Source organism: Pseudomonas sp. PS02288 (genome assembly GCF_029959715.1).
GTDB lineage: Bacteria > Pseudomonadota > Gammaproteobacteria > Pseudomonadales > Pseudomonadaceae > Pseudomonas_O > Pseudomonas_O kuykendallii.
The window spans coordinates 1-5442 of sequence record NZ_JASCPA010000112.1; the positions used below are offsets into that span (position 1 = coordinate 1).

Genomic DNA, 5442 nt, shown 5'->3' on the forward strand with positions numbered 1-5442 from the left:
GTCGAGGCGTGATGCAACACACGGTGGGCTGAAGCCCACCCTACCGGGCGGATACGGCGCCCCAGGTCAACGTAGGGTGGGCTTCAGCCCACCGAAGCCCCGCCAACAAGCGGCAGCCGACGAGGTTAACGACATGAGCAACACCGGCTGGATCAACGCCCTCGCCGACCTGCAGCAGCAGGGCGAGCCGTGCGTGCTGGTGACCATCATCGAGGAGCGTGGCTCGACGCCGCGCAACGCCGGCTCGAAGATGGTCGTCACCCGCGAGCGAACCTTCGAGACCATCGGCGGCGGGCACCTGGAGTTCAAGGCCATGGAAATGGCCCGCGAGATGCTCGCGGCGCGCAGCCAGGAGACCCACCTGGAGCGCTTTTCCCTCGGCGCCAGCCTCGGCCAGTGCTGCGGCGGCGCCACCGTGCTGCTGTTCGAGCCGATGGGCCAACCCCAGGCGCAGATCGCCGTGTTCGGCGCCGGCCACGTCGGTCGCGCGCTGGTCCCGCTGCTCGCCGGGCTGCCGTGCAAGGTGCGCTGGATCGACTCGCGCGAGGCCGAGTTTCCGCCCGCGATTCCCGCCGGCGTTGTCCGGGTGCTCGACGACGACGTGGTCGACCAGGTCGCGGCGATGCCCGCCGGCAGCTACTTCATCGTCATGACCCATAACCACCAACTCGACCTTGAGCTAACTGCGGCCATCCTCAAACGCGGTGATTTTGCCTACTTCGGCTTGATTGGCTCGAAGACCAAGCGCGTCAGGTTCGAGCATCGCCTGCGCGAGCGCGGCCTGAGCAGTGACCTGCTGCAACGCATGCGCTGCCCGATGGGCATCGCCGAGGTGAAAGGCAAACTGCCGGTGGAGATCGCCATTTCCATCGCCGGTGAAGTGATCGCTACCTACAACGCAGGTTTTGGCCAGAGTGTGAAAAAAGGCGAGTCCGGCGTGGCGAAGCTACTGCCTGCCTCACGCCGCTCCTGAGTAAATGCCCGTGTAGGGTGCGCTGCGCGCCCACTGCCCCACCCCATTTTTCGGTGCGCACAGCGCACCCTACGCATGAGACCTCGCATCATGAGCCACACCACCCAGGCCTACCGCGCCGCCATCCTCCACAGCCTGGCCGATCCCTCGAAGGTCGGCGTCGAGCAGTCATACGAGTATTTCGAAGACGGCCTGCTGGTCGTCGAGGAGGGCCAGGTGGTCGCGTGCGGCCCGGCCGAAGAATTACTGGTGCGCTTCAGCGGCGTCACGGTAACTGAGTACCCGGACGCGCTGATCACGCCGGGCTTCATCGACACCCACATCCACTTCCCGCAGGTCGGCGTGATCGGCTCCTACGGCACGCAGCTGCTGGAGTGGCTGAATACCTACACCTTCCCCGCCGAGGGCCGTTTCGCCGATGCCGAGGTGGCCGCCGAGAACGCCGAGGTGTTCCTCTGTGAGCTGCTGCGCAACGGCACCACCACCGCGCTGGTGTTCGGCAGCGTGCACAAGCAGTCGGTGGACGCCTTCTTCGAGGCCGCCCTGGCGCGCAACCTGCGGATGATCGCCGGAAAGGTGCTGATGGACCGCAACGCGCCGGATTTCCTGCAGGACACCCCGGAATCCGGCTACGCCGACAGCAAGGCGCTGATCGAGCGCTGGCACGGCAAGGGCCGCCTGAGCTACGCGGTGACGCCGCGCTTCGCGCCCACCAGCAGCTCCGAGCAACTGGCGCTGGCCGGCAAGCTGTTCGGCGAGTACCCGGGCCTGTACATGCACACCCACCTCTCCGAGAACCTCAAGGAGATCGACTGGGTGAAGGCGCTGTTCCCCGAGCGCAAGAACTACCTGGACGTCTACGACCACCACGGGCTGATCGGCCCGCGCGCGGTGTTCGCCCACGGCGTGCACCTGTGCGACGAGGAGTGCGCACGGCTCGGCGAAACCGGCTCGGCGGTGGCCTTCTGCCCGACCTCCAACCTGTTCATCGGCAGCGGCCTGTTCGACCTGCCGAGGGTGGAAGGCCATGGCGTGCGCGTCGGCCTCGGCACCGATGTCGGCGGCGGCACCAGCTTCTCCCAGCTGACCACCCTGAGCGAGGCGTACAAGGTGCTGCAGTTGCGCGGCGAATCGCTGAACCCGTTCAAGTCGCTGTACCTGGCAACTCTCGGGGGCGCCCGCTCGCTGTACCTCGACGACAAGATCGGCAACTTCGCGGCCGGCAAGGAGGCCGACTTCGTGGTGCTCGACTACAAGGCCACGCCGCTGCTGGAGTTCCGCCTGAAGCAGGCGAAGACCTTCGCCGAGAAACTCTTCGCGCTGATCACCCTGGGCGACGACCGCGCGGTGAAGGAAACCTTCGCCGCCGGCCGCTCGCTGCACCGTCGCGACTGAGGCGACCGCCGCACGCCGGGTGTTTGCCCGGCGGCGCGACGCTGTTAGAGTCGCGGCCCATGAAGATCGCCCGCCAAGACCGCTCACTGATTGCCTGGATGCTGCTCGCCTGCGTCCTGCTCAATCTGTTCGCCTGCGGCCTGCATCACGGGCAGATGAGCGCGCTCAGCCTCAGCGGCCTGGAAGGCGGCTTCTGCTCGGCGGAGAGCGCCGAGCACGGCAGCCATGCGCCCTCCTCCGACGGCAAGTCCACGCTGCCGTCGATGAACGCCTGCCCGCTGTGCTCCTCGGCTTCCGTTGCCGTGGCGATCAACAGCAACGGCTGGCTCGTGCAGGCGCTCGCCGCGCCGGGCATCGCCCCGCTGCTGGCGCTGACCTTCGCCCAACCGCCACCGCGCCACCTCTGGCCTTCGATAAACCCCCGCGCTTCGCCCTGACGCCTCCATCGCCCTGAACACTCCACGCCCTTCCCGGCAGGCGCCTGCGCGCACGGTCCACGGGAGAGCGGCCGTCCTCGCATGGAAGTCATCCACGATGAAAGATTTCAGCCTCCCGCTGGCGCTGCTCGCCAGCTTCTGCACCCCCGCGTTCGCCGACCATCCGCCCCTCACCCTGCCCGGCGCCAGCGTCAGCGCCGAGCAGGAAGAGAACACCGGCCTGCAACTCGACGACACGGCGGACACCGGCTCGCGCCTGGGCCTGACCCTGCGCGAGAACCCGGCCTCGGTCAGCGTTGCCGATCGCGCACGCATCGAACGCCTCGGCGCGCGCGATTTCCAGGAGGTCGCCAACGCGCTGCCCGGCGTGAACGCCTCGGCGCCGCCCGGCTGGGGCGGCTACGTCGCCTACCGCGGCTTCAACGGTGCCCAGGTCAACCAGCTGTTCAACGGCATCAGCCTGCAATACGGCTCGGCCAATCGCCCGGTGAACGCCTGGATCTATGACCGCGTCGAGCTGATCGGCGGGCCTTCTTCGTTCGCCCATGGCAGCGGCTCGGTGGGTGGCACGCTGAACTACGTGACCAAGCTGGCCAGCCGCGAGGAAAGTGCCGGCGAGGCGCGCATCAGCTACGCCCGTTTCGACACGCGGCAGACCGCCATCGGCTACAACCAGGCGCTCAACGAAGGCCCCGGCCCGCGCCATTACGCACGGGTGGATTTCAGCCGCGACAGCAGCAACGGCTACATCGATCGTCAGGAGCGCGTCGCGAACAACCTGGCGTTCTCGCTGCTCAGCGACCTCACGCCCGATCTCTCGCACACCCTGGCCATCGAATATCTGGAAGAGCAGGAGGACAGCCCGTACTGGGGCACGCCGACGCCCAACCCGAAAACCGGCGAGCTGAAGATCGACCGGCACGAACGCTTCGCCAACTACAACGTCGAGGACGGCCGCTACGAGCAGCGCACCCGCTGGCTGCGCTCGATCACCGACTACCGCCTCGACGAGCAGACCTCGCTGCGCAACACCTTCTACCACTACGAAGGCCAGCGTGATTACCGCAACCTCGAGGTGTATGCCTACAACGCCGACAACTCGGCGATCAACCGCTCCGGCGGCTACCGGCAGCGCCACGACCAGGAGCTCAACGGCAACCGCTTCGAGCTGCTGCGCCAGGCGCATCTGTTCGGTCTCGCCAGCGACTGGGCGCTGGGGGCGGACTACAGCGTCAACCAGCAATCGGTGTATCCGCGCTCGGGCGGCGCCTTCGACAGCGTCGCACCGGGCGACTTCGACCCCGGCCATTTCGATGACATCCCCGGCATGAGCGCGGCCGCGCGCAAATCCCGCAGCAACGAGATCGAGACCCGTTCGGCCTTCGTAGAGAACCGCCAGGAACTCGGCGGACGCCTGTCGCTGGTCACCGCGCTGCGTTACGACCACATCGACTTCAGCGTCACCGACCACCTCAATGCCGTGCAGGTGGATCGCCGCTGGGACGCCATCACCGGGCGCGCGGGGCTGGTCTTCGACCTCAGCGACGACGCCAGTTTCTACGTGCAATACAGCACCTCGGCCGAGCCGCCGGGCGGTACGTTGACCGGCGCCAGCGCCACCCAGGTGCGCGACTTCGATCTCAGCACCGGGCGCCAGGTCGAGGTCGGCAGCAAGCTGGACTTCCTCGACGGTCGTGCCTCCGCCACGGTCGCCGCCTACCGCATCGTGCGCAAGGATTTCCCGGTCACCGACCCGAACAACGCCAACGCGACCATTCAGGCCGGCCAGCAGACCTCCGACGGCGTCGAGCTGTCCGGCTCGTTCAAGGTCACCGAGCGCCTGCTGGCCGAGGCGAACTTCGCCTGGGTCGATGCGCGCTACGACGACTTCAACGAGGTCGCGAACGGCGTTCCGGTGTCGCGCAAGGGCAAGACGCCGGTGAACATCCCCGGGCGCGTCGGCAACCTCTGGCTGACCTACGACTTCGACCCGAGCTGGCAGGGCGGCGTCGATGCGCGCTACGTGGCCTCGGTCTACGCGAACAACGCCAACACCATGTGGGTGCCCTCCTACACGCTGTTCGGCGCCTTCGTGAAGTACCGCGTCGACGAGCGCACCGACCTCACCGCGCGGCTGCGCAACCTCACCGACGAGGTCTACGCGCGCTTCATCCACCAGAGCAACAGCCAGTACTACGTGGGCGAACCACGCAGCCTGGAGCTGTCGCTGAACACGCGCTTCTGAGGCCGCCGATGAAGCGCTATTTCTACCTGTGGCACCGCTGGCTGGGTATCGGCCTGTGTCTGCTGATGGCGCTGTGGTTCGTCTCCGGCATGGTGATGCTCTACGTCGGCTACCCGAAGCTGACGCCCGCTGAACACCTGACGCACCTGCCGGAGCTGCCCGCGCGCGACTGCTGCATCGACCTGGCGCAGGTGTTCGCCGCCAGCGGCCGCGACGACGCTCCGCAAAGCCTGCGCCTGAGCAGCGCCGAGGGGCGCCCGCGCTACCTGCTCGGCTATGCCGACGGCAGCGGCGTGACGCTGGACGCCCTCGACGGCAGGCGTATCGAGGCGGTCGACGAAGCCGGCGCGCGGGCCCGCGCGCGGCCGGTGGGTCCCCGCGCCCCGGTGGGG

Annotated in this window: 4 protein-coding genes and 1 pseudogene; all 5 read left to right on the forward strand. The window is 67.7% G+C overall.

The annotated features are described in order from the left end of the window. Positions 1 to 133 precede the first annotated feature (133 nt). Complete coding sequence (gene xdhC, locus QMX85_RS23140) at positions 134 to 973, forward strand: xanthine dehydrogenase accessory protein XdhC (RefSeq protein WP_282344868.1); 840 nt, start codon at positions 134 to 136, stop codon at positions 971 to 973. A 90-nt stretch (positions 974 to 1063) separates the two neighbouring features. Continuing rightward, positions 1064 to 2368, forward strand: a complete 1305-nt coding sequence (guaD, locus tag QMX85_RS23145) for a guanine deaminase (protein WP_282344869.1) — start codon at positions 1064 to 1066, stop codon at positions 2366 to 2368. A gap of 59 nt (positions 2369 to 2427) precedes the next feature. Next, positions 2428 to 2805 carry a DUF2946 domain-containing protein gene (locus QMX85_RS23150; protein WP_282344871.1) on the forward strand — a complete coding sequence of 126 codons (378 nt, stop codon included), beginning with the start codon at positions 2428 to 2430 and terminating at the stop codon, positions 2803 to 2805. A gap of 97 nt (positions 2806 to 2902) precedes the next feature. Continuing rightward, positions 2903 to 5050 (forward strand): TonB-dependent receptor, encoded by a 2148-nt coding sequence (locus QMX85_RS23155; protein ID WP_282344873.1) that lies wholly within the window; start codon positions 2903 to 2905, stop codon positions 5048 to 5050. Positions 5051 to 5058: 8 nt separating this feature from the next. Continuing rightward, a pseudogene (locus QMX85_RS23160) lies at positions 5059 to 5442 on the forward strand (PepSY domain-containing protein); the annotation flags it as partial.

Bases quoted from the DNA above. Each gene is read 5' to 3' on its own strand.
- xdhC (WP_282344868.1), top strand. From the start codon at position 134: ATGAGCAACACCGGCTGGATCAACGCCCTCGCCGACCTGCAGCAGCAG.
- guaD (WP_282344869.1), top strand. From the start codon at position 1,064: ATGAGCCACACCACCCAGGCCTACCGCGCCGCCATCCTCCACAGCCTG.
- QMX85_RS23150 (WP_282344871.1), top strand. From the start codon at position 2,428: ATGAAGATCGCCCGCCAAGACCGCTCACTGATTGCCTGGATGCTGCTC.
- QMX85_RS23155 (WP_282344873.1), top strand. From the start codon at position 2,903: ATGAAAGATTTCAGCCTCCCGCTGGCGCTGCTCGCCAGCTTCTGCACC.